Origin of the sequence: Sphingomonas lenta (genome assembly GCF_002288825.1) — a bacterium.
GTDB classification, from domain to species: Bacteria; Pseudomonadota; Alphaproteobacteria; order Sphingomonadales; family Sphingomonadaceae; genus Sphingomonas; species Sphingomonas lenta.
Window position 1 is genome coordinate 136753 of record NZ_NSLI01000001.1, and the last position, 19075, is coordinate 155827.

The 19075-nt window shown below is 67.9% G+C and carries 24 protein-coding genes and 1 pseudogene; 23 read left to right on the forward strand and 2 right to left on the reverse strand.

The genetic code is table 11. The features are described 5' to 3' along the window. Window positions 1–4: 4 nt before the first annotated feature. On the reverse strand, window positions 5–298 hold the full coding sequence (locus CKY28_RS00620) for a cell division protein ZapA (RefSeq protein WP_095996405.1): 294 nt from the start codon (window positions 296–298) through the stop codon (window positions 5–7). Then, complete coding sequence (locus CKY28_RS18460; RefSeq protein ID WP_176472905.1) at window positions 298–474, reverse strand: hypothetical protein; 177 nt, start codon at window positions 472–474, stop codon at window positions 298–300. Before CKY28_RS18460 ends, CKY28_RS00620 begins: the two co-directional genes overlap by 1 nt. 190 nt (window positions 475–664) lie before the next feature. Between CKY28_RS18460 and gap the strand changes: the two genes are divergently transcribed. The 23 genes and pseudogenes from gap to nuoI all read left to right on the forward strand — a co-directional run bounded on the left by gap (window position 665) and on the right by nuoI (window position 18954). Further along, window positions 665–1672, forward strand: coding sequence for a type I glyceraldehyde-3-phosphate dehydrogenase (gene gap, locus CKY28_RS00625; protein WP_095996406.1), 1008 nt, complete (start codon window positions 665–667; stop codon window positions 1670–1672). Between the two features lie 175 nt (window positions 1673–1847). Next, the gene (locus tag CKY28_RS00630; protein WP_095996407.1) at window positions 1848–2255 is read left to right on the forward strand and encodes an MOSC domain-containing protein; all 408 of its coding nucleotides are present in this window, start codon (window positions 1848–1850) and stop codon (window positions 2253–2255) included. Beyond that, entirely contained in the window at window positions 2252–3442 is a 1191-nt protein-coding gene (locus CKY28_RS00635; protein ID WP_095996408.1) for a phosphoglycerate kinase, read from the forward strand. The genes CKY28_RS00630 and CKY28_RS00635 overlap by 4 nt, the downstream gene beginning before the upstream one ends. A 51-nt stretch (window positions 3443–3493) precedes the next feature. Beyond that, on the forward strand, window positions 3494–3754 hold the full coding sequence (locus tag CKY28_RS00640) for a ribbon-helix-helix protein, CopG family (RefSeq protein WP_095996409.1): 261 nt from the start codon (window positions 3494–3496) through the stop codon (window positions 3752–3754). Next, the gene (locus CKY28_RS00645; RefSeq protein WP_095996410.1) at window positions 3751–4077 is read left to right on the forward strand and encodes a type II toxin-antitoxin system PemK/MazF family toxin; all 327 of its coding nucleotides are present in this window, start codon (window positions 3751–3753) and stop codon (window positions 4075–4077) included. The genes CKY28_RS00640 and CKY28_RS00645 overlap by 4 nt, the downstream gene beginning before the upstream one ends. Window positions 4078–4092: 15 nt before the next feature. Continuing rightward, a complete protein-coding gene (locus CKY28_RS00650; protein ID WP_095996411.1) occupies window positions 4093–5010 on the forward strand; it encodes a class I fructose-bisphosphate aldolase in 918 nt (305 codons plus the stop codon). Next, the gene (locus CKY28_RS00655; RefSeq protein ID WP_095996412.1) at window positions 5007–5747 is read left to right on the forward strand and encodes an SDR family oxidoreductase; all 741 of its coding nucleotides are present in this window, start codon (window positions 5007–5009) and stop codon (window positions 5745–5747) included. The genes CKY28_RS00650 and CKY28_RS00655 overlap by 4 nt, the downstream gene beginning before the upstream one ends. A gap of 18 nt (window positions 5748–5765) precedes the next feature. Beyond that, window positions 5766–6017, forward strand: coding sequence for a DUF5654 family protein (locus tag CKY28_RS00660; RefSeq protein ID WP_095996413.1), 252 nt, complete (start codon window positions 5766–5768; stop codon window positions 6015–6017). 43 nt (window positions 6018–6060) lie between these two features. Next, window positions 6061–6747 carry a thiamine phosphate synthase gene (gene thiE / locus CKY28_RS00665; protein WP_095996414.1) on the forward strand — a complete coding sequence of 229 codons (687 nt, stop codon included), beginning with the start codon at window positions 6061–6063 and terminating at the stop codon, window positions 6745–6747. A 61-nt stretch (window positions 6748–6808) separates the two neighbouring features. Beyond that, entirely contained in the window at window positions 6809–7837 is a 1029-nt protein-coding gene (locus CKY28_RS00670; protein ID WP_245841462.1) for a L,D-transpeptidase family protein, read from the forward strand. Window position 7838: 1 nt separating this feature from the next. After that, window positions 7839–8441: a M23 family metallopeptidase gene (locus tag CKY28_RS00675; RefSeq protein WP_095996415.1), complete on the forward strand. Its 603-nt coding sequence runs from the start codon at window positions 7839–7841 to the stop codon at window positions 8439–8441. A gap of 37 nt (window positions 8442–8478) precedes the next feature. Then, window positions 8479–9042 carry an elongation factor P gene (efp, locus tag CKY28_RS00680; RefSeq protein WP_095996416.1) on the forward strand — a complete coding sequence of 188 codons (564 nt, stop codon included), beginning with the start codon at window positions 8479–8481 and terminating at the stop codon, window positions 9040–9042. 140 nt (window positions 9043–9182) lie between these two features. Further along, window positions 9183–9998 carry an inositol monophosphatase family protein gene (locus CKY28_RS00685; protein WP_095996417.1) on the forward strand — a complete coding sequence of 272 codons (816 nt, stop codon included), beginning with the start codon at window positions 9183–9185 and terminating at the stop codon, window positions 9996–9998. 110 nt (window positions 9999–10108) lie between these two features. Further along, window positions 10109–10483 (forward strand): NADH-quinone oxidoreductase subunit A, encoded by a 375-nt coding sequence (ndhC, locus tag CKY28_RS00690; RefSeq protein WP_095996870.1) that lies wholly within the window; start codon window positions 10109–10111, stop codon window positions 10481–10483. Then, on the forward strand, window positions 10453–11043 hold the full coding sequence (locus CKY28_RS00695; protein ID WP_425442471.1) for a NuoB/complex I 20 kDa subunit family protein: 591 nt from the start codon (window positions 10453–10455) through the stop codon (window positions 11041–11043). Before ndhC ends, CKY28_RS00695 begins: the two co-directional genes overlap by 31 nt. Next, window positions 11040–11900, forward strand: a complete 861-nt coding sequence (locus CKY28_RS00700) for an NADH-quinone oxidoreductase subunit C (RefSeq protein WP_095996419.1) — start codon at window positions 11040–11042, stop codon at window positions 11898–11900. Before CKY28_RS00695 ends, CKY28_RS00700 begins: the two co-directional genes overlap by 4 nt. Next, a complete protein-coding gene (locus CKY28_RS00705; protein ID WP_095996420.1) occupies window positions 11897–13153 on the forward strand; it encodes an NADH-quinone oxidoreductase subunit D in 1257 nt (418 codons plus the stop codon). The genes CKY28_RS00700 and CKY28_RS00705 overlap by 4 nt, the downstream gene beginning before the upstream one ends. Further along, window positions 13153–13821 carry a complex I 24 kDa subunit family protein gene (locus CKY28_RS00710; protein ID WP_095996421.1) on the forward strand — a complete coding sequence of 223 codons (669 nt, stop codon included), beginning with the start codon at window positions 13153–13155 and terminating at the stop codon, window positions 13819–13821. The genes CKY28_RS00705 and CKY28_RS00710 overlap by 1 nt, the downstream gene beginning before the upstream one ends. After that, window positions 13818–15128 (forward strand): NADH-quinone oxidoreductase subunit NuoF, encoded by a 1311-nt coding sequence (gene nuoF / locus CKY28_RS00715; RefSeq protein WP_095996871.1) that lies wholly within the window; start codon window positions 13818–13820, stop codon window positions 15126–15128. The genes CKY28_RS00710 and nuoF overlap by 4 nt, the downstream gene beginning before the upstream one ends. Then, window positions 15125–15355, forward strand: a complete 231-nt coding sequence (locus CKY28_RS00720; protein WP_095996422.1) for a hypothetical protein — start codon at window positions 15125–15127, stop codon at window positions 15353–15355. Before nuoF ends, CKY28_RS00720 begins: the two co-directional genes overlap by 4 nt. Before the next feature lies 1 nt (window position 15356). Further along, on the forward strand, window positions 15357–17357 hold the full coding sequence (gene nuoG / locus CKY28_RS00725) for an NADH-quinone oxidoreductase subunit NuoG (protein ID WP_095996423.1): 2001 nt from the start codon (window positions 15357–15359) through the stop codon (window positions 17355–17357). Next, window positions 17354–18400, forward strand: a pseudogene (gene nuoH, locus CKY28_RS00730) (NADH-quinone oxidoreductase subunit NuoH); the annotation flags it as partial. The gene nuoG and the pseudogene nuoH, both read left to right, overlap by 4 nt. A 68-nt stretch (window positions 18401–18468) precedes the next feature. Further along, on the forward strand, window positions 18469–18954 hold the full coding sequence (nuoI, locus tag CKY28_RS00735) for an NADH-quinone oxidoreductase subunit NuoI (RefSeq protein ID WP_095996425.1): 486 nt from the start codon (window positions 18469–18471) through the stop codon (window positions 18952–18954). Window positions 18955–19075: the final 121 nt, after the last annotated feature.

Consider the following 19075-nt stretch of genomic DNA (forward strand, 5'->3'; position numbering starts at 1 on the left):
ACCCTCAAGCCTTCTGCTCAAGGGTGCCCGCGAGCTGCTCCAACCGGTCGGCGATCACCTCCAGCTCCTCCTCGCTGACCAGATTGTCGGGCAGCGGCCGGTTGATCTCCTCGTCCAGCTCGTCCGCCAGCATCAGCGCCAGGAACAGGAAGGAGCGCTCCAAGGAGCCGCCCGCCTTGGACGCGGCGCCCCAGCGCTCGGCCATCATGCGGCCCAGATATTCGACGCGCGCCTCCTCGCCGTCGCGGCATCCCACGACGAACCCGCGCCCGCCGAGCTGCAGCGTGACCTGCGCCATCAGCGCTCGCCCCGCGCGATCACGTCGTCCAACGCGGAGACCGCCTCCGCCATGCGCGCCTTGAGCGCGTCGTGGCGGCGGGCGAGCGCGTCGGCGGCGCGGGCGCGGGCGTCGATCGCGGCTTCGATGCGGGCGAGCGCCGCTTCGATCCTCTGGCTGGCGGGGCGGCTGGTCATGGTCGACGAATTAGCAAAGCATGCCCGGTCCACAAGCGGGAAACTTGGGCGAGCGCCGGTGTTGACAGCCGGGCGCGCCGCCCCGCATGGGCGAGGCCGAGACTCGCCTCCGTGCTCGGCCAGGGGCGGCCTTCAACGACTCGGATAGGCGCTTTCGGCGCGATCACAACGATCTACAGGAGGAACTTGGATGACGGTCAAGGTTGCGATCAACGGCTTCGGCCGCATCGGCCGCCTCGTCGCGCGCGCGATGCTCGAGCGGCAGGGGAGCGACCTCGAGCTGGTCGCGATCAACGACCTCGCCGACGCCAAGTCCAACGCCTGGCTGTTCAGCCGCGACAGCGTCCACGGTAAATATCCGGGCGAGGTCGCGGCCGAGGGCGACGACCTCGTCATCGACGGCCGCCGCATCCGCGTCACCGCGCAGCGCGACCCCGCCGCGCTCCCGCACGGCGACATGGGCGTCGATCTCGTCATGGAGTGCACCGGCTTCTTCACCGACAAGGCGTCGGCGCAGAAGCACATCGACGCGGGCGCCAAGAAGGTGCTCGTCTCCGCACCAGCCAAGGGCGTCGACTTGACCGTCGTCTACGGCGTCAACCACGACAAGCTGACCGCCGATCACCACATCGTCTCCAACGCGTCGTGCACCACCAACTGCTTGGCGCCCGTCGCCAAGGTGTTGAACGACTCGATCGGCATCGAGCGCGGGCTGATGACGACGATCCACGCCTACACCAACGATCAGAAGATCCTCGACCAGATCCACCCGGACCTGCGCCGCGCCCGCGCCGCCGCCATGTCGATGATCCCGACCACCACCGGCGCCGCGCGCGCGGTGGGCGAGGTGCTGCCCGAGCTCAAGGGCAAGCTCGACGGCTCGGCGGTGCGCGTGCCCGTGCCCGACGGCAGCCTCGTCGACCTGACCTTCCAGCCCGGCCGCGAGACGTCGAAGGACGAGGTCAACCAGCTGCTCCGCGCCGCCGCCGAGGGCCCTATGAAGGGCGTGCTCGCCTATTCGGACGAGCCGCTCGTCTCGATCGACATCGTCCACACGCCGGCGTCCTCGACCGTCGACAGCCTGGAGACGGCGGTGATCGACGGCAAGCTGGTGCGCGTCGTCAGCTGGTACGACAACGAATGGGGCTTCTCAAACCGCATGGTCGACACCGCGACCGCGATGGCGAAGTTCCTGTAACCACAAGGTGCTGGACACCCCAACTCCGTTCGTGTCGAGCTTAGTCGAGACACCGGGGCAGGCGTCACGCCTGGATCCCGTTCTCGACCACGCTCGAACCGAACGGGGGAGGGTGGGGGCTAACGGCCAAGGCACGCTCGCCGGCATAGCCCGGCGCGCCTACCCGAAGGCACCGATGGAGGTGCTGACCTCCGTCCTCGTCACGCCCGAGCGCGGCGTCGAGGGCGACTGCCGCGGGATCATCAAGCCGGGCGGCAAGGGCAAGCGCCAGGTCTCGCTCATGGAGCGCGCCGACTGGGACGCGGTCATGGCCGAGCTCGGCCGGCAAGTGCCTTGGTGGGAGCGCCGCGCCAACCTGCTCGTCGACGGCCTCGACCTGCCGCAGACGCCGGGCCAGCTTATCCGCGTCGGCCCCGTGCTCCTGACGGTCACCGCCGAATGCGACCCCTGCATCCGTATGGAGGCGGTGGCAGCAGGGCTGGAGGCGGCGCTCACGCCCGACTGGCGCGGCGGCGCGCTCGCCCGCGTGCTGGAGGGCGGCACGATCACCGTCGGCGATCGCATCACGATTGAGGAACCATGAGCAAGCCATTCAAGACGCTGGACGATATGGGCGAGGTTGCGGGCAAGCGCGTGCTCGTCCGCGAGGACCTGAACGTGCCGATGCAGGACGGCGAGGTCACCGACGACACGCGGCTGCGCGCCACGATCCCGACCGTCACCGAACTCGCCGACCGCGGCGCGATCGTGCTGCTGTTAGCTCATCTCGGCCGGCCCAAGGGCGTGCCCGACCCCACCATGTCGCTCGCCCAGCTGACCCGGCCCTACACGCTGCTGATCGGCCGCCCCGTCCGCTTCATCGACTGGGACGGCGCGGAGGCGAACGTGGCGACGCTCCAGCCCGGCGACATTGGCATCCTGGAGAACACCCGCTTCTTCGCGGGCGAGGAGAAGAACGACCCGCAAGTCGTTGAACGACTTGCCTCGCTCGGCGACCTCTACGTCAACGACGCCTTCTCCGCCGCCCACCGCGCCCACGCCTCGACCGAGGGTCTCGCGCGCCGGCTTCCCGCCTTCGCCGGCCGCCAGATGGAGGCCGAGCTCGACGCGCTCGACAAGGCGCTGGGCGGCCCCGAGCACCCCGTCGCCGCGGTCGTCGGGGGCGCCAAGGTCTCGACCAAGCTCGACGTGCTCAAGCATCTGGTCAGCAAAGTCGACCACCTCATCATCGGCGGCGGCATGGCCAACACCTTCCTCGCCGCGCGCGGCGTGAACGTCGGCAAATCCCTGTGCGAACACGACCTTGCGGGCACCGCCGAAGAGATCATGGAAGCCGCCGACCGCGCCGGCTGCACCGTGCACCTGCCCTATGACGTGGTGGTCGCGACCGAGTTCAAGCCGAACCCGCCCACCCGCACCGTCAACGTCCACGAGGTCGCCGCGGACGAGATGATCCTCGACATCGGCCCCGCCGCCGTCGAAGCGCTGGGCGACGTTCTCAAGAACTGCCGTACCCTCGTCTGGAACGGCCCCTTGGGCGCGTTCGAGACGCCGCCCTTCGACACCGCCACCGTGTCGCTCGCCCGCACCGCGGCAGCGCTGACGCAAGACGGCGGCCTCGTCTCCGTCGCCGGCGGGGGCGACACGGTCGCCGCGCTCAACCAGGCGCAAGTCGCCGACCGCTTCACCTTCGTCAGCACAGCGGGCGGCGCGTTCCTGGAGTGGATGGAGGGCCGCGAGCTGCCGGGGGTCGCGGCTCTTTCACGTTGACGACTTACGGTGTCCGGGGTTATCTGTTGAACACGTTAAACAGAGACTCGTATGATTGGCCTGCGGCTCGACCCGGACCTGGAGCAAAGAGTAAGGCGGATCGCGCGCGAGCATGGACGCTCGGCCAGCGATGTCGTGCGCGAGGCGATCCGACGATTCCTTGACCAAACGGGTGACGATTTGGAGCGCGAGCGCGAGTTGCGCCTCATCGCCGCTAGCGTTGATGACGGGGAGATGGACGAGCTCGAGGCGTTCGCCGCCGAACTCCAGGGCGATGAGGAAGCTGCGGCCGGTCGACACCGGGCGGCATGAAGCGAGGGGATGTGGTCATCGCGGCCGCTCGCGGGCAGTTTACGGGTAAGCCGCGGCCCTATGTCGTCGTTCAAGGCGACTGGACGCTTGAACTCGCCGCCACGGTTACGCTTTGCCCGATCACGACCGATCTCTTCGGTATTGGGCGCGTACGTGTGCCCGTTGCCGCTGCTCCTGGAACGGGACTTCAGGCGGACAGCGAGGTCGAGATCGACCGCATAACTACTCTGCGTCGATCGAACGTCGCTCAGGTCGTCGGCGCTCTGCCCGATACTGTCATGCGCCGGATCAATCGTTCGCTGAAGAATTGGCTGGATCTCTGAATTGAGGAAGATTGTATGACGATGACGCCGACCGTGAAGGCCATTCTCGCCAACTACGAATCCGATAATCCCGGCGTGAAGGCCAACCTGGCCCGCATCCTCATGCAGGGTCGTCTCGGCGGCACGGGCAAGCTCGTGATCCTCCCCGTCGACCAGGGTTTCGAGCACGGCCCCGCGCGCAGCTTCGCGGTGAACGCGCCCGCCTACGACCCGCACTATCACTTCCAGCTCGCGATCGACGCGGGCCTGTCCGCCTACGCCGCGCCGCTCGGCATGCTGGAGGCGGGGGCGGGCACCTTCGCCGGCCAGATCCCGACCATCCTGAAGGTCAACAGCTCGAACAGCTGGGCGACCGGCGTCAACCAGGCGGTCACCGGCGGCGTCGACGACGCGCTGCGGCTCGGCTGCTCGGCGATCGGCTTCACCATCTATCCGGGCGCGGACGACGTGTTCGACATGATGGAGGAGATCAAGGAGATGCGCGCCGAGGCCGCCTCGGTCGGCATCGCCACCGTGATCTGGTCCTATCCGCGCGGCGGCAAGCTCTCCAAGGAAGGCGAGCTCGCGCTCGACGTCGGCGCCTACGCCGCGCACATGGCTGCGCTGCTCGGCGCGCACATCATCAAGGTCAAGCTGCCGACTTCGCACGTCGAGCAAAAGGACGCCGCCAAGTCCTACGAAGGCCAGGACTTCTCGTCCCAGGCGAGCCGCGTGAAGCACGTCGTCCAGAGCTGCTTCGCCGGCCGCCGCCTCGTCGTCTTTTCGGGCGGCGCGGCCAAGGGCTCGGACGCCGTCTACCAGGACGCGCGCGACATCCGCGACGGCGGCGGCAACGGCTCGATCATCGGCCGCAACACTTTCCAGCGCCCGCGCGACGAGGCGCTGGCGATGCTCGACAAGATCGTGGGCATCTACAAGGGCGAGGAGGCCTGAACCCCTTCGACCTGACCGGCCGCGTCGCCTTGGTGACGGGCGCGGGCCGGGGGTTGGGATATGAGATCGCGCGCGCGCTGGTCGGGGCCGGCGCGCGCGTCTTTCTGAACGGGCGCGACGCCGAACGGCTCGGCCAAGCCGCCGCACGGATCGGAGCGGGGGCGGAGCCGCTCGCCTTCGACGTGGGCAACACGGCCGCGGCCGCGGCTGCCGTGCGCGGGCTCGGGCGGCTCGACATTCTCGTCAACAATGTCGGCCGCCGCGACCGTCGTCCTCTCGACGCGTTTACGCTCGGCGAAGTACGCGCGCTCCTCGACGCCAACCTCGTCGCCGCCTTCGCGCTCGCCCGCGAGGCCGCGCGGCCGATGGTCGCGGCGGGTTGGGGGCGCATCGTCAATGTCACCTCCATCGCCGGCCCGATCGCGCGGGGCGGCGACGTGCCCTACACCATGGCGAAGGGCGGGCTGGACGCCATGACCCGCGCGCTCGCCGCCGAGCTGGGGCCGAGCGGCGTGACGGTGAACGCCGTCGCCCCCGGCTATTTCGCGACGGAGGCGAACGCGGCGATGGCCGCCGACCCGGACGTGACCGGCTGGCTCGAGCGCCGCACCTCGCTCGGCCGCTGGGGCCGGCCCGATGAGATCGCCGGCGCCGCCCTGTTTCTGGCGTCACCCGCCGCGTCCTACGTCACCGGTCAGACGATCGCCGTAGACGGCGGCTACCTCAGCCACTTCTGAAAAACGGAGCAGAACGTCATGAACAGAGCCGCCTTCGTCCAGACCATGATCGCACTCGCCTCCGCATCGCTTGGCCTCGTCGCCGCGCTCGCGTGGAACGAGGCGATCAAGGCGACGCTCGCCATGCTCGGCCTGGGCGACAGTCTGGCCGGTCTCTACACTTATGCGATCATTGCCACAGTCGTCGCGGTGATCGTGCTGAGCTGGCTCGGCCGGCTCGCGTCACGCGTCGGCGGGGAGGCTGCGTTCACCCGCGAGGCGGAGGGTTGAACCGCGCTTCGTGAATGGCGGACCCGGTGCTAGGGGGCCCGGCATGAGCGATGAAGACCCTCTTGGACCTCTCGATCCCGATTTCGCCGCCAACTTCAAGCGCGACGACCGCCGCCCGCCGTGCCAGCTCTACCTCGTCTCGCCGCTGGACGTGGGCGGCGACTTCCCCGACCGGCTCGCCCGCGCGCTCGACGCCGGGCCGGTCGCCGCCTTCCAGCTTCGCGTAAAGGGCATGGACCAGCACCAAGCCGCCCGCCTCGCCGAACCGCTCCAGCGCATTTGCGCCGACCGCGAGGTCGCGTTCGTCGTCAACGACTCGATCAGCCTCGCCAAGCGCCTCGGAGCCGACGGCGTCCACTTGGGCCAGGACGACGGCGACCCGCGCGAGGCCCGCACCGCGCTCGGCCCCTCCGCGCAGATCGGCGTTACCTGCCACGACAGCCGCCATCTCGCCATGGAGGCGGGCGAGGCGGGCGCGGACTACGTCGCGTTCGGCAGCTTCTACCCGACCACGACCAAGGAGGTCCGGCATCGGCCCGAGCCGTCGATCCTGAGCTGGTGGTCGGCGCTGTTCGAGCTGCCCTCGGTCGCGATCGGCGGCATCACGGCTGCCAACGCGCGGCCGCTGGTGGACGCCGGAGCCGATTTCATCGCCGTATCCGGCGCGGTGTGGAACGGCGACGAGATCGCGGCCGTGCGCGCCTTCACGGACCTGCTCGGGGGGCGCTAGGCCCGGAAACAACCGCATCCCCGATCGTTCTCGCGCTCACATGGGTTATCGGAGACTGGGCGTGAGGCGTATTGGAATAGGCTTGGCGGCGGCGTCGATAGCGGCCATGGGCATGACGGTGGCGACCGCCCAGCAGAACACGAGCCAGGCGCAGGGCAAGGCGAGCCAGGCCGTCCAGATCGACCGCAACATCCTCCACGTCCAGGTCATCCTCGACCATCTCGGCTTCGGCCCGGGCGTGCTCGACGGCCGCGGCGGCATGTCGCTGACCGCCGCGCTCAAGGGCTTCCAGGAGAGCCGCGGCCTGCCAATCACGGGCAAGCCCGACCAGGCGACACTCCGCGCGCTCCACCCCTATCGCCAGCTCCGCCCCACGCGCACGCTGCGCCTAACCGAGGCCGCGCTCCGGGGCCAGTACATCAACCCGCTGCCGAAGGAGCCGGAGGCGCAGGCCAAGCTGCCCGCCATGGCGTACCGCGCGCCGATCGAGAAACTGGCGGAGATGTTCCACACCACCCCCGCCGTGCTCGCCGCCCTGAACCCGAACGGGCGGCTCGCGCCCGGCCAGCAGCTCGTCTTCCCCAACGCGCTTCCCACGTCGCGCGCCTACCCCGAGGACGTGAAGCCCGAGTGGCGGCAGACGCTCAGCCAGCTCAACGTCGACGCCAACCAGCCCCGCGGCGAGACGATCGTCGTCGACAAGTCGGACGCGGTGCTCCGCGTGCTCGACGCGAACGACAAGCTTGTCGCGCAATTCCAGGCGACCATGGGGTCCGAGCGCGACCCGCTTCCGCTCGGAAATTGGAAGGTGCTCAGCATCTCGCCGCTGCCCGACTGGCGCTTTCAACCCAAGATCCTGAAGGGCGTGCCCGACACCAAGAAGGAGCAGCTGATCCCGCCCGGGCCGAACAACCCCGTCGGCGTCGTCTGGATCGACCTATCCAAGGAGCATTACGGGATCCACGGCACCGCCGAGCCGCACCAGATCGGCCGCGCCGAGTCGAACGGCTGCGTGCGCCTGACCAACTGGGACGCCGCGCGCGTCGCGCTGATGGTGAAGCCCGGCGCGCCGGTGATCTTTCAGGCGTAACATGCTGGCGCGCCTCGGCCTCGCCGCTGGTGGAGCCGTCGCACTGGCCTCGGCCGCCCTGCTCGCGACGGGCGTGGTCCGCATCAGCGTCGAGCCGGAGCCGGTCGCGCCGCGGGTCCGGCAGCTCGCGGTCACGCCCGCGCCCGCGCCGCCCGATACCGGTCGGATGGGCGTCCCCGTTCAGGGCGTCGCGCGCGGTACGCTGCTCGACACCTGGGGCCAGTCACGCGCCGGCGGGGCCAGGACGCACGAGGCGATCGACATCATGGCGCCCGGCGGCACGCCCGTCCTCGCCGCCGCGCCCGGCACCGTCGAGAAGCTGTTCAACAGCCGCGCGGGCGGCATCACGCTCTATGTTCGCTCGCCCGACCGCCGCACCAGCTACTATTACGCCCACCTCCGCGGCTATGCGCCGGGCATGCGCGAAGGACTGACGGTGAGGCGCGGCCAGCTGCTCGGCTTTGTCGGCGACACCGGCAATTCGGGCGCGGGCAACAATCACCTGCATTTCGGTGTATCCCGCATGGCCGACGGCGACAGGTGGTACGGGGGCGAGCCGGTCAACCCGTACCCGCTGCTTGCCGAGCCGAAGGACCGCCGATAAGGGCTGCCGCCACCAGCTCTTTCCAACAGGTCAGGCCATGAAGATCAGCGGCGTGGACATCCGTCCCGGCAACATCATCGAGTATGAGGGCGGCATCTGGCGCGCCGTGAAGATCCAGCATACCCAGCCCGGCAAGGGCGGCGCGTACATGCAGGTCGAGATGAAGAACCTGGTGGACGGCCGCAAGACCAACGTCCGCTTCCGCTCCGCCGAGACCGTCGAGCGCGTGCGCCTCGACACCAAGGACTTCCAGTTCCTCTTCGCCGACGGCGAGGATCTGACCTTCATGGACAAGGACACCTACGAGCAGATCACGCTGCCCCGCGACCTGCTCGGCGACGCCGCCGCCTTCCTGCAGGACGGCATGGACGTCGTGATGGAGCTCTATAACGAGAAGCCCATCTCCGTGCAGCTGCCCGACCAGATCGAGGCGACGATCGTCGAGGCCGACGCGGTGGTGAAAGGCCAGACCGCCTCGTCCAGCTACAAGCCCGCGGTGCTCGACAACGGCGTTCGCGTGATGGTTCCGCCGCACATCGCGAGCGGTACGCGGATCGTGGTGGACGTGTACGAGCAGACCTACGTTCGTCGCGCTGATTGACCTTCTCCCTCTCCCCGCCGGGGAGAGGGTGCCCGAGCAACGCGAGGGCGGGAGAGGGGCAGTAAGCCGCCGTCGAAGCGTTCAGCACTGCCCCTCTCCCCGACCCTCTCCCCAGCGGGGAGAGGGAGAAAGAAGTTGAAATGCCCGCCCATTCCGGCCTTATCACCGTTATCGAGCGCGCCTGCCGCAAGGCGGGGCCGCGGCTGCGTCGCGACTTCAACGAGGTCCAGCACCTCCAGGTCAGCCGCAAGGGCCCGGCCGACTTCGTCAGCCAGGCCGACCGCCGCGCCGAGCAGACGCTGATCGAGGAGCTGCGCAAAGCACGTCCTGATTGGCGCATTCTGGGCGAAGAGGGCGGCGAGCTGCCCGGTGATCCCGACAAGCCCCGCTTCATCGTCGACCCGCTCGACGGCACGTCCAACTTCCTCCACGGCGTGCCGCACTTCGCTATCTCCGTCGCCGTGGAGGATCCGCGCGGCGCAGGCGGTCGTCCGGAGATCACACACGGCTATGTCTACCAACCGCTCACCGACGAGAGCTTCTGGGCGGAGAAGGGCAGGGGCGCCTGGCTCCAGGACCAGCGCCTGCGCGTGTCCGCCAGGCGGGAGCTGTCCGAGGCGCTGATCGCGACCGGCATTCCATACATGGGCCACGGCGACTTCGCGCAGTGGAGCCGCATCTTCGGCGCGATCGCCCCGCAGGTGGCCGGCATCCGCCGCTTCGGCTCGGCCGCGCTTGACCTCGCCTGGGTCGCGGCGGGCCGCTACGACGGCTATTGGGAATCCGACCTGAAGCCCTGGGACGCGGCGGCAGGCGTGCTGCTCGTCAAGGAGGCGGGCGGCTTCGTCACCGACTTCCGCGGTGGCGACCGCGCGATGGAGCGGTTGGAGTTCCTCGCCGCCAACGACGCACTCCACTCCAAGCTGCACAAGCTGCTGGCCGGTGCGCTGCGTTAACCTGCGGAACAAAACGGGTTAACTGCGAGTGATTATCACGGGCCGGCCACCTTGCCGGTCCACCCCTGCGCGCCTACAGAGCCGCTCGAAACCGCATGTGCGAGAGTTACATGGTCGACCTGTCGCAATATCTGCCCATCCTGCTCTTCCTCGGCGTGGCGCTGCTGCTGTCGACCTCGTTCGTGTTCACGCCGATGCTCGTGTCGCGGCTGACCGGCACCAACAAGCCGAACCCCGACAAGCTCGCCGAATATGAGTGCGGCTTTCCCGCCTTCGAGGATCCGCGCAGCCAGTTCGACGTCCGCTTTTATCTCGTCGCCATCCTGTTCATCGTCTTCGATCTGGAGGCGGCGTTCCTATATCCTTGGGCGGTATCGGTTTTCTCGCTCGGCTGGACTGCATGGATCGCGATGATGATCTTCATCGCCGAGCTCGCATTGGGATTGGTGTACGCATGGAAGAAGGGAGCGTTGGAGTGGGAGTGACCCCGAGCTCCGGGCCCGTCGAGTTCAAGCCGCGGCCCGACCCCGGCCAGGGCGTCGTATTGCCCGATCAGGGCTTCTTCGACTCGCTCAACGGCGAGCTGACCGACAAGGGCTTCTTGGTGACCAGCACCGAGGAGCTGTTCCAGTGGGCGCGCACCGGCTCGCTCTGGTGGATGACGTTCGGCCTGGCCTGCTGCGCGGTCGAGATGATCCACGTCAACATGCCGCGCTACGACCTGGAGCGCTTCGGCGTCGCCCCGCGCGCGTCTCCGCGACAGTCGGACGTGATGATCGTTGCCGGCACGCTGTGCAACAAGATGGCCCCGGCGCTGCGTCGCGTGTACGACCAGATGTCGGAGCCGAAATACGTCATCTCGATGGGCTCGTGCGCCAATGGCGGCGGCTACTACCATTACAGCTACTCGGTGGTGCGCGGCTGTGACCGCGTCGTGCCCGTCGACATCTACGTGCCCGGCTGCCCGCCGACCGCCGAGGCGCTACTCTACGGCATCATGCAGCTGCAGCGTAAGATCCGCCGCCAGGGGAGCATTGAGCGTTGAGGGCTGCCGCTCCCCGCTACGCCCCCAATGACGGCGTCGTCGACCTCGCGACGAGCACGCTCGGCGACATGCTCCTGCACGCGCAGGACAAGGTCGGCGAGGTGTCGCTGTTCGTTGACCGCGAGCGGCTGCCGCAGGCTCTAGCGGCGCTGCGTGACACGCCGGGGCTTGAGTATCAGCAGCTCATGGAGATCGCCGGCGTCGACTATCCGGAGCGGCCCGACCGCTTCGAAATCGTCTACATGCTCCTGTCGCTGACGCGTAACCACCGCATCCAGGTGCGCGTGAACACCGACGAGGACACGCCGGTGCCGACCGTGACGCACCTCTGGCCCGTCGCGGGCTGGCTAGAGCGCGAGGTGTACGACCTGTTCGGCGTGCTGTTCGCCGGCAACCCCGACCTGCGCCGCATCCTGACCGACTATGGTTTCCGCGGCCATCCGCTCCGCAAGGATTTCCCGATGACGGGCTTCGTCGAGGTCCGCTATTCGGAGGAGGAGAAGCGGGTCATCTATCAGCCGACCGACCTGCCGCAGGACTGGCGCAACTTCGACTTCCTCTCCAGCTGGGAAGGTGCCGAGTACGTGCTGCCGGGCGACGAGAAGGGCGGGGCCGTGCCGCAGGCCAAGGGTGCGCACACGACCGCCGACGCCGAGAAGGTCCAGAAGGCCGCGACGCAGGAATCGCCGCAGACGCCTCCCAAGGCGTCCGACTCGACCTACGCCAAGGGCGGCACCGGCAAGCCTGACCAGACGCAGCAGACCGGCGCGGGCCAGCCGCATCCCGGCAATCAGCCCGAGAGCAAGCCGGTCGATCCGGACGTGATCCCGACCAAGGGCGAGGGACATAATCAATGACCGACGTACGCGAAGCCGTCGACCCGGCCGTCGCGCGCAAGCTCGCCGTTGACGCGGGCGAGCACGATCCTGCGGGCGACGTCTCCATCCAGAATTACACGATCAACTTCGGCCCCCAGCACCCTGCCGCGCACGGCGTGCTGCGCCTCGTCATGGAGCTGGACGGCGAAATCGTCGAGCGCATCGATCCGCATGTCGGGTTGCTTCACCGCGGCACCGAGAAGATGATCGAGTACAAGACGTACATCCAGGCGTTGCCGTACTTCGACCGCTTCGATTACTGCTCGCCGATGTGCATGGAGCACAGCTACGTGCTCGCCATCGAGAAGCTGCTCGACCTCGAGGTGCCGCTCCGCGCCCAGTACCTCCGCGTGTTCTTCGCCGAGCTGACGCGCATCATGAACCACATGCTGAACCTCGGTTCGCATGTGATGGACGTGGGCGCGATGACGCCGAACCTGTGGCTGTTCGAGCTGCGGGAAGACACGATGAACTTCTACGAGCGTGCGTCGGGCGCGCGCATGCACGCCAACTATTTCCGCCCGGGCGGCGTGCGCCAGGACGTGCCGCTGAAGCTGCTGACCGATATCGGCGATTGGCTCGACACGCGCCTCCCGCAGCTGTTCGAGGACGCGATCAGCCTCGTGGCCGACAATCGCATCTTCAAGCAGCGCAACGTCGACATCGGCGTCGTCAGCCGCGACGACGCGATCGCCTGGGGCTTCTCCGGCCCGATGATCCGCGCGGCGGGTATCCCCTGGGACCTGCGCAAGTCGCAGCCCTATGACGCGTACGACCGCGTCGACTTCGACGTGCCGGTAGGCACGCGGGGCGACTGCTACGACCGCTTCATGGTCCGCGTGGAGGAGGTCCGCCAGTCCGCGCGCATCATGAAGCAGTGCCTGCAGCAGATGCCCGAGGGTCCGGTCCAGAGCCTCAACAGCAAGGTCTCGCCGCCCGCGCGCGCCGACATGAAGCGCTCGATGGAGGCGCTGATCCACCACTTCAAGCTGTTCACGGAAGGGTTCCACGTCCCCGCCGGCGAGGTGTACGTCGCGACCGAGAGCCCGAAAGGCGAGTTCGGCGTGTATTTGGTGTCGAACGGTACCAACAAGCCGTACCGCTGCAAGGTGCGCCCGACGGCGTTCAGCCACCTTCAGGCGATGGACTTCATGAGCCGCGGGCACATGCTCGCGGACACCACCGCTATCCTGGGAGCCATGGATATCGTGTTCGGGGAGTGTGATCGCTGATGGCTGACGCGCCGAACATCCCCGACGAGGCCGAGGTCCGCGCGCGCTGGGGCGGGTTCAAGTGGACGCCCGAAAACGAGCGGCGCGCGGCGGAGATCATCGCGCGTTTCCCGAAGGGGCGCGAGCAGTCCGCCTCGCTCCCGCTGCTCGACCTCGCCCAGCGCCAGGTCGGCGCGGAGACGCGGACGCAAGGGTGGCTGCCCGTGCCCGTGATCGAGTATGTCGCGGCGCAGATCGGCGTCGCGTACATCCGCGTGTACGAGGTCGCGACCTTCTACACGATGTACAATCTTGCGCCCGTCGGCCGCTACCATGTCCAGGTGTGCGGCACGACGCCGTGCATGCTGCGCGGCTCGGACGAGGTGATCGCCGCGTGCAAGAACAAGGGGCTGGTCAAGGGCAAGACGACGCCCGACGGCCTGTTCACGCTGACGGAGGTCGAATGCCTGGGCGCGTGCGCCAATGCGCCCATGGTCCAGATCAACGACGATAATTACGAGGACCTCGACTACGATCGGACGACGGCGGTGCTGGAGGCGCTCGCCCGCGGCGAGACCCCGCACGCCGGCTCGCAGATCGGCCGCCGCGCGAGCTGCCCGGAGGGCGGACCGACGACCTTGCGCGAGATGGCCGACGCCAACCACGACTACCGAGGTGAGTGGGCATGAGCCTCGCCGATAAGGACCGCATCTTCACCAACGTCTACGGGTTCCAGCGCTGGAACCTCGACGCCGCGATCATGCGCGGAGACTGGGACGATACGCGCGCGCTGATGCTGCGCGGGCAGGACGCGATCATCGACGTGGTCAAGGCCAGCGGCTTGCGCGGCCGCGGCGGCGCGGGCTTCCCGACCGGCACCAAATGGAGCTTCATGCCCAAGGAGCCCAAGCCCGACCGCCCGAATTTCCTCGTCATCAACGCCGACGAGTCGGAGCCGGGGTCGTGCAAGGACCGCGAGATCATCCGCCACGATCCGCATAAGTTGCTGGAAGGCGCGCTGATCGCGGGTTTCGCGATGCGCGCGCGCGCCGCTTACATCTACATTCGCGGCGAGTATATTCGCGAGGCGGAGACGCTCTACGCCGCCATCGCCGAGGCGTATGACCGCGGGCTGCTGGGCAAGAATGCCGCCGGCTCCGGTTACGACTACGACGTGTTCCTGTGTCGCGGCGCCGGCGCGTACATCTGCGGCGAAGAGACTGCGATGCTCGAGTCGCTGGAGGGCAAGAAAGGCCAACCGCGCCTCAAGCCGCCCTTCCCGGCGGGCGCGGGCCTCTATGGCTGCCCGACGACGGTCAACAATGTCGAGTCGATCGCCGTCGTCCCCACCATCCTGCGCCGCGGGCCCGAATGGTTCTCGAGCTTCGGCCGCGAGAATAACAAGGGCACCAAGCTCTTCCAGATCTCCGGCCACGTCGAGAAGCCCTGCGTGGTCGAGGAGGCGATGAGCATTCCCTTCCGCGAGCTGATCGAGAAGCATTGCGGCGGTATCCGCGGAGGCTGGGACAATCTGCTGGCCGTCATCCCCGGCGGCTCTTCGGTGCCGCTGGTGCCGGCCGAGCAGATCATGGACGCGCCCATGGACTTCGATGGCCTCAAGGCGCTGGGCTCCGGTCTCGGCACCGCGGCCGTGATCGTCATGGACAAGTCCACCGACATCGTCCGCGCGATTAGCCGCATCTCCTACTTCTACAAGCACGAGAGCTGCGGTCAGTGCACGCCGTGCCGCGAGGGCACGGGCTGGATGTGGCGCGTGATGGAGCGCCTGCGTACCGGCGAGGCGCAGGTGAGCGAGATCGACACGCTCCATGAGGTCACCAAGCAGATCGAAGGCCACACCATCTGCGCGCTCGGCGACGCGGCGGCGTGGCCTATCCAGGGTCTGATCAAGCACTTCCGCCCGGAGATCGAGCGCCGCATCCATGAGCGGAACGGTACCGGCGGGTTCGCGCCGATGCAGGAGGCGGCGGAGTGACGCTGGAGCAGGGCGACCTCATCCTTGAGATCCTGAAGAAAGTGCAAAGCGATGTCGCCTCGATCAAGCGCGAGCAAGCGTCGCAAGGCGTTCGGCTCGCCGCAATCGAGGACCATCAGCGCGGGATTATGACCTCGATTTACGGTATGCAGTCCGACATCAGCGATCTCAAAACCCGCGTCGACCGGATCGAGGTGCGCCTCGGTCTCACGGATACGGAACACTGACATGCCCAAGCTGAAGGTCGACGGGATCGAAGTGGAGGTGCCGCAAGGTGCCACCGTGATGCAGGCGTGCAATGCCGCCGGCAAGGAGATCCCCCATTTCTGCTACCACGAGCGGCTGAGCATCGCGGGTAACTGCCGCATGTGCCTGGTCGAGGTGAAGCCGGGGCCGCCCAAGCCCCAGGCGTCGTGCGCGCTGCCCGCGGCGGACAACCAGGAGGTGTTCACCACCTCGCCGATGGTGAAGCACGCGCGCGAGGGGGTGATGGAGTTCCTCCTCATCAACCACCCGCTCGACTGCCCGATCTGCGATCAGGGCGGCCATTGCGACCTCCAGGACATCGCCGTCGCCTACGGCAAGGGCCATAGCCGCTTCGACGAGAACAAGCGGGCGGTCACCGACAAGTATATGGGTCCCATCGTCAAGACGACGATGAACCGCTGTATCCAGTGCACGCGCTGCGTCCGCTTCGCCGAGGAGGTGGCGGGCGTCGAGGAGATCGGCGCGATCTTCCGCGGCGAGGATATGCAGATCACCTCCTACCTGGAGAGCGCGGTCAAGTCCGAGCTGTCGGGCAACACCGTCGACCTCTGTCCGGTCGGCGCGCTCACCTCCAAGCCGTACCAGTTCGAAGCGCGTCCCTGGGAGCTGCGCCGGACGCCCGCGATCGACGTGTCGGATGCGGTCGGCACCAACGTCCGGCTCGACGCGCGCGGGCGGCAGGTGCTGCAGTGCCACCCGGTCATCAACGACGACGTCAACGAGGAGTGGGCGACCGACAAGACCCGCTACATGATCGACGGCCTGGTGCGCCGCCGCCTCGACCGCCCGTTCGTGCGCCGCGAGGGCAAGCTCCAGCCGGTGAGCTGGCCGGAGGCGTTCGACGTGATCGCCGACATGGCGGCTCAGGCCGGCGGCAGCGTCGCCGCGGTCGCTGGCGATTTGGTCGATTGCGAGACGATGTACGCGGCCAAGCTGATGCTGGGCAGCATGGGGTCGTCGCTGCTCGAGGGGCGGCAGACCGGGCTCGACTACGACACGTCCAGCCTCGCCGCGGTGAACTTCAATACCACCATCGCTGGCCTCGAGCGCGCGGACGCGATCCTGCTGGTGGGCAGCAACCTGCGGTGGGAAGCGCCGCTGCTGAACACCCGTGTGCGCAAGGCGATCAAGCGCGGCGCCAAGGTCTTCGCGATCGGGCCGGAGGTCGACCTGACCTATCGCGTCGAGTGGCTCGGCGACGACCTGTCGCTATTGGGCAGTCTGCCGAGTCACGTCGCCGACCTGTTCGAGCGTGCCGAGCGGCCAACGGTGATCGTCGGCGCGGCAGCGCTCAAGGGCGGCCACGGCGCGGCGCTCGCGCTCGCCAAGCGGTTCAACCTCGTCCGTGAGGGATGGAACGGCTTCAACGTCGTCCACATGGCCGCGTCGCGCATGGGCGGGCTGATTCTCGGCTACGCGCGGCCGGGCGGTATCGCCGACCTGCATTATGCGCGCCTGACCTTCTTCCTCGGCGCGGACGAAGTCGACTTCAGCCGTTTCACCGGCTTCAAGGTCTATGTCGGCCACCACGGCGACCGCGGCGCGGCCGCGGCGGACGTGGTGCTGCCCGGTGCGAGTTACGCCGAGAAGTCGGGCACCTACGTCAACCTTGAAGGCCGGGTGCAGCGCGGCGAGCGTGCGGTGTTCCCGCCCGGCGACGCGCGCGAGGATTGGTCGATCTTCCGCGCCCTGTCCGAGCGGCTCGGCCACACGCTGCCGTTCGACTCGCTGCCGGGCCTGCGCGAGCATATGGGCCAGAACGTGCCTCAATTCGCCAAATTGGGGCTGCTCAGCTTCGACTGGACGCCGCCGTCGCTCTCGGAGAGCGCGTCGGGCGCGGTCGGGCGCTACCCGATCCAGGATTTCTACCTCACCAACGCGATCTGCCGCGCCAGCCCGACGATGCAGCGTTGCTCGGCCGAGCTGATCCACGGTGAGTCGTTCGCCGAGGCCGCGGAATGACCGAGTTCTTCAACACCACCCTCGGCCTGCCCTACGGCTGGTCGTGGTTCCTCGCCACGATCGCGGGCATCCTCCTGATCGCGCTGCCGCTGATGCTGACGGTGGCGATGATTATCTACGCCGACCGCAAGATCTGGGCGGCGATGGCGCTGCGCCGCGGGCCGAACGTCGTCGGCCCCTTCGGCCTGCTCCAGAGCTTCGCCGACGGCCTCAAGGTCTTTCTGCAGGAAACGATCATCCCGTCGGCGGCGAACCGCGGGCTGTTCCTGCTGGCGCCGATCATCACCTTCACCGTCGCCTTGATCGTGTGGGCGGTGGTGCCGTTCGACGCGGGCGTGGTGCTAGCCGACATCAACGTCGGCCTGCTTTACGTGCTCGCGGCGTCGTCACTGGGCGTCTACGGCATCATCATCGCAGGGTGGGCGTCGAACTCCAAGTACCCCTTCTACTCGGCGCTCCGCGCGGCCGCGCAGATGGTGTCGTACGAGGTCGCGATAGGTTTCATCCTGATCTCGGTCGTGCTCTACGCCGGCAGCTTCAACCTGTCGCAAATCGTGATGGCGCAGAAGGGCCACATCTTCGGCGTGATCAACGGGTTCGGCTTGAACCCGCTGTTCCTGCCCATGGCGGTGATGTTCTTCATCTCGTCGCTCGCGGAGACGCAGCGCGCGCCGTTCGACCTGACGGAGGCCGAGTCGGAGCTCGTCGCGGGCTACCAGACCGAATATTCGTCGATGAGTTTCGCGCTCTACTGGCTGGGTGAGTACGCCAACGTCATTCTGATGTGCGTGCTCAACGCCACGCTCTTCTGGGGCGGGTGGCTGCCGCCGATCGACTGGGCGCCGCTCTACGCGGTGCCGGGCATCATCTGGCTGTTCCTCAAGATGTGCCTGTTCTTCTTCTTCTTCAGCTGGGTGAAGGCGACGGTGCCGAGGTACCGCTACGACCAGCTAATGCGGCTGGGCTGGAAGGTGTTCCTGCCCGTGTCGCTCTTCTGGGTCTTCCTGGTCTCCGGCATCCTCATGTTCGACCGCGTCGGCGTCGAAGGGGCGGGGGGACGCGGGATCACCACCGCACATGCACAAGCGCCGGCGCGCGCGGGAGTTGAGTTGTGAGCATCGCAGGCACCATCAAGGCGTTCACGCTGTGGGAGTTTCTGAAGGCCCACGCCAAGACGCTGCGCTACTTTTTCAAGCCCAAGGCGACGATCAACTACCCGTTCGAGCGCAACCCGCTCTCGCCCCGTTTCCGCGGCGAGCACGCGTTGCGTCGTTACCCGAACGGCGAGGAGCGCTGCATCGCGTGCAAGCTGTGCGAAGCGGTGTGCCCCGCGCTGGCGATCACGATTGAGGCGGAGCCGCGCGACGACGGCTCGCGCCGCACGACGCGCTACGACATCGACATGACCAAGTGCATCTACTGCGGCCTGTGCCAGGAAGCGTGCCCGGTCGACGCAATCGTGGAGGGCCCGAACCTCGACTTCTCGACAGAGACGCGCGAGGAGCTGATCTACAACAAGGCGAAGCTGCTCGATAACGGCGACCGCTGGGAGCGCGTGCTGGCGAGCAACCTTGCCCAGGATGCGCCTTACCGGTAAGCGCGCGGCCAATCCGTTCACCTGGCCGCCCACCGCGGGGGGCCGGGCTTCTAGGTTAGGGCTGGGCCCTCGCTAAGGGACCCCATCGAAGTACCACTTCGATGGGAGATCGAGGCGGGGG

Excerpts from the sequence above, each read along its gene's own strand:
- CKY28_RS00620 (WP_095996405.1), bottom strand. The coding sequence starts at position 298 with ATGGCGCAGGTCACGCTGCAGCTCGGCGGGCGCGGGTTCGTCGTGGGA.
- CKY28_RS18460 (WP_176472905.1), bottom strand. The coding sequence starts at position 474 with ATGACCAGCCGCCCCGCCAGCCAGAGGATCGAAGCGGCGCTCGCCCGC.
- gap (WP_095996406.1), top strand. The coding sequence starts at position 665 with ATGACGGTCAAGGTTGCGATCAACGGCTTCGGCCGCATCGGCCGCCTC.
- CKY28_RS00630 (WP_095996407.1), top strand. The coding sequence starts at position 1,848 with ATGGAGGTGCTGACCTCCGTCCTCGTCACGCCCGAGCGCGGCGTCGAG.
- CKY28_RS00635 (WP_095996408.1), top strand. The coding sequence starts at position 2,252 with ATGAGCAAGCCATTCAAGACGCTGGACGATATGGGCGAGGTTGCGGGC.
- CKY28_RS00640 (WP_095996409.1), top strand. The coding sequence starts at position 3,494 with ATGATTGGCCTGCGGCTCGACCCGGACCTGGAGCAAAGAGTAAGGCGG.
- CKY28_RS00645 (WP_095996410.1), top strand. The coding sequence starts at position 3,751 with ATGAAGCGAGGGGATGTGGTCATCGCGGCCGCTCGCGGGCAGTTTACG.
- CKY28_RS00650 (WP_095996411.1), top strand. The coding sequence starts at position 4,093 with ATGACGATGACGCCGACCGTGAAGGCCATTCTCGCCAACTACGAATCC.
- CKY28_RS00660 (WP_095996413.1), top strand. The coding sequence starts at position 5,766 with ATGAACAGAGCCGCCTTCGTCCAGACCATGATCGCACTCGCCTCCGCA.
- thiE (WP_095996414.1), top strand. The coding sequence starts at position 6,061 with ATGAGCGATGAAGACCCTCTTGGACCTCTCGATCCCGATTTCGCCGCC.
- CKY28_RS00675 (WP_095996415.1), top strand. The coding sequence starts at position 7,839 with ATGCTGGCGCGCCTCGGCCTCGCCGCTGGTGGAGCCGTCGCACTGGCC.
- efp (WP_095996416.1), top strand. The coding sequence starts at position 8,479 with ATGAAGATCAGCGGCGTGGACATCCGTCCCGGCAACATCATCGAGTAT.
- CKY28_RS00685 (WP_095996417.1), top strand. The coding sequence starts at position 9,183 with ATGCCCGCCCATTCCGGCCTTATCACCGTTATCGAGCGCGCCTGCCGC.
- ndhC (WP_095996870.1), top strand. The coding sequence starts at position 10,109 with ATGGTCGACCTGTCGCAATATCTGCCCATCCTGCTCTTCCTCGGCGTG.
- CKY28_RS00695 (WP_425442471.1), top strand. The coding sequence starts at position 10,453 with ATGGAAGAAGGGAGCGTTGGAGTGGGAGTGACCCCGAGCTCCGGGCCC.
- CKY28_RS00705 (WP_095996420.1), top strand. The coding sequence starts at position 11,897 with ATGACCGACGTACGCGAAGCCGTCGACCCGGCCGTCGCGCGCAAGCTC.
- CKY28_RS00710 (WP_095996421.1), top strand. The coding sequence starts at position 13,153 with ATGGCTGACGCGCCGAACATCCCCGACGAGGCCGAGGTCCGCGCGCGC.
- nuoF (WP_095996871.1), top strand. The coding sequence starts at position 13,818 with ATGAGCCTCGCCGATAAGGACCGCATCTTCACCAACGTCTACGGGTTC.
- nuoG (WP_095996423.1), top strand. The coding sequence starts at position 15,357 with ATGCCCAAGCTGAAGGTCGACGGGATCGAAGTGGAGGTGCCGCAAGGT.